Here is a 2,179-nt window from a genome sequence, read left to right as displayed (position 1 = left end):
CGCCCCCCGCCGACTCCAGCACGAGGTCGACCCCGGCGCCGTCCGTCAGCGCCAGCACGTCGGCGGCGAGGTCGTCGCTGCGGGAGTCCAGGACGTGGTCGGCGCCCAGCGCGCGCACCGCCGGGTGCTTGCCCGGCGAGGCGGTGGCGATGACGGTCGCGCCGTGGTGCTTCGCCAGCACGACCGCGGCCTGACCGGTGGCACCGGCGGCAGCGTGGACCAGCACGGTCTGCCCGGCGACGAGCCCGCCGAGCGGCTTCAGCGCGGCCAGCGCGGTCGGCCAGTTGACGGCGAGGCCGAGCGCCTGTTCGTCGGTCCAGCCGTTCGGCACCGGCATCGCCGCGATTGCCGGGAGCGCCATGTACTCGGCGAAGGCACCGTTCCCGACCCCGACGACGTGGGCCCCCGGTTCCGGGTCGGTCACCCCCTGACCCACCGCGACGACCTCGCCCGCGGCCTCGAACCCCGCCGGGTAGGGCGGCTGCGGCCCGTCGCCGAACGTGCCGCGGGCCTTCGAGACGTCGGCGTAGTTGACGCCGGCGGCCGTGACGCGGATCAGGACCTCGCCCGGGCCGGGCCTCGGGACCGGCTCGTCGGTGACGAGGCGCATGTCCTGGGGGCCCTCGAGCGACGTCTGCTGCAGGGCGCGCATGGTCTCGGGGATGCTCATCGAACGGTCGGCCTCTCTCGCGGGTCAGGAGAGAGACGCGACGGCCCGCGTCTCCCACCGTGTAGACCACGCACGGGCCGGAGAGGAATCGGTCAGTCGAGGCAGAACTCGTTGCCCTCGGGGTCGGCCATGACGAGGTGGCCCGCGTCCATGGGCGGACCGGGCTCGACGCGCGCGAGCCGGGTGGCACCGAGGGACTCGAGGCGCCCGGCCTCGGCCTCGAGGGCCGCCATGCGCTCGTCGCCGGCGAGCCCGGGAGCCGCGCGGACGTCGAGGTGCACCCGGTTCTTCACCTGCTTGCCCTCGGGCACGCGCTGGAAGAACACCCGCGGCCCCGCACCCTCCGGGTCGACGACGGCCGAGGCGTCGTTGCGGCGCTCGGGCGGGACGCCGAAGGCCTCGAGCGCCTCGGGCCACGTCGCGAACCCCGGGGGCGGGGCCTGGACCTGGTAGCCGAGGACCTGCGCCCAGAACTCGGCCAGCCGGGCCGGGTCGGCGCAGTCGATCGTGAACTGGACGTCTCGGGCCATCGCGACAGTGTGCCGCGCGAGGCGGTCAGGTCCGGTCCGCGACGCTCAGGGCGTGCCGTGCCCCCGCGGCACGTACCGCAGCGCCACCGCCCCGGAGTCGAACTCCCGGCGGCCCACCAGCTCCAGGTCGACGGGCGCTGAGAGTCCCGCGAACAGCGTGGGCCCGTAGCCGGCCAGCCGGGGCTGGACCATGAACTCGTACTCGTCGATGAGCCCCAGCTCCGCCAACACCAGCGGGAGCGTCACGCCGCCGAGGTACAGGCCCTCGCCCGGCTCCTCCTTCAACCGACGGACGGTGCTCTCCAGGTCGTCCCCGCGCACCAGCTCCGCGTTCCAGTCGACCTCGTCCAGGGTGTTCGACACGACGTACTTCTTCGCCGCGTCGATCGTCGCGGCGAACGGCTCCATCCACTCGGGGCGCGCGCCCGCGGGCACCGGCCGGCGCCAACCCTCTTCCATCATCTGGTAGGTCACCCGCCCGAAGAGCAGCGCGTCGGCCCGGGCGATGTTGGCCTGCGCGAAGCGGTGCATGTCCTCGGTCGGGACGACCGAGCGGTGGTCGACGCAGCCGTCGAGCGTGACGTTGATCGCGTACCGGAGGGGGCGCACCGGGCGGAGCGTATCGGCGGTGGGGCTGGCGGAAGCGGGGGGATTCGAACCCCCGGTACCTCTCGGTACGTCCGCTTTCAAGGCGCTTAGGGACTGTGGGAGCCCGTCTCTGACGTGCGGAAGTAGGTCCATCGGCGCCGCCTCGAACGCCCCCGGTGACAGGGGCGCTGCTGTCACCGATCGCTGTCAGATCAGCTCAGGACCAACCGCGAGCGACCGCCCACAGGCTGAGCCGGCGTCCTTCGCGGCGGAGGACGAGCCAGGTCCGCAGTGTCGTCATGCCCGAGCAGCGTGCCGAGCGGCGGCCGGCCCGTCCATCGAACGGGTGTATGAACCGGCCCCGACGCGGTCACCTCGACGGAGCATGCTC

General features: G+C 73.7%; 3 protein-coding genes and 1 tRNA gene. All 4 read right to left on the bottom strand.

Features of this window, described 5'->3' with window-relative positions:
- A partial coding sequence (locus AC0CYZ_RS29735; protein WP_472221716.1) for an alcohol dehydrogenase catalytic domain-containing protein occupies positions 1-670 on the bottom strand: 670 nt, incomplete at its 3' end.
- A gap of 92 nt (positions 671-762) precedes the next feature.
- On the bottom strand, positions 763-1,200 hold the full coding sequence (locus AC0CYZ_RS29730) for a VOC family protein (protein ID WP_472221715.1): 438 nt from the start codon (positions 1,198-1,200) through the stop codon (positions 763-765).
- Between the two features lie 45 nt (positions 1,201-1,245).
- Positions 1,246-1,809: a dihydrofolate reductase family protein gene (locus tag AC0CYZ_RS29725; protein ID WP_472221714.1), complete on the bottom strand. Its 564-nt coding sequence runs from the start codon at positions 1,807-1,809 to the stop codon at positions 1,246-1,248.
- Positions 1,810-1,835: 26 nt separating this feature from the next.
- Positions 1,836-1,963, bottom strand: a tRNA-OTHER gene (locus AC0CYZ_RS29720).
- Positions 1,964-2,179: the final 216 nt, after the last annotated feature.

It is taken from the genome of Actinomycetospora sp., assembly GCF_055612215.1.
This window is presented reverse-complemented; position numbering and strand designations above follow the sequence as displayed.